1 protein-coding gene is annotated in these 227 nt (G+C 48.9%); it reads left to right on the forward strand.

Annotation, left to right across the window (positions count from 1 at the left end; genetic code table 11):
• A partial coding sequence (locus FS628_RS32435) for a hypothetical protein (RefSeq protein ID WP_222125363.1) occupies nt 1-198 on the forward strand: 198 nt, incomplete at its 5' end.
• Nucleotides 199-227: the final 29 nt, after the last annotated feature.

The following is a 227-nucleotide window of genomic DNA, read 5'->3' on the forward strand; positions in this document are numbered from 1 at the left end:
TTGGTTGGGGTGTTGGGGGAAAATAAGTTGATGATGGGGGTGGTGGAGAATGGATTGATCGGAGTAGGGATTGGTTTGGTTGGGGGGGAGTTGGTGCGGAATGGGGTAAGGTGGGTTGTGGTGCTCCGTAGGATGGATAAAGAAGATGGGGAAGGGATAGTGGTCTTTTTCAACTTCCTGATATGGAATCTGCTGTAATATGGTTCGACTCTGAAGGGGGAAAAACA

Origin of the sequence: Paenibacillus xylanexedens (assembly GCF_007676705.1) — a bacterium.
GTDB classification, from domain to species: Bacteria; Bacillota; Bacilli; order Paenibacillales; family Paenibacillaceae; genus Paenibacillus; species Paenibacillus xylanexedens_C.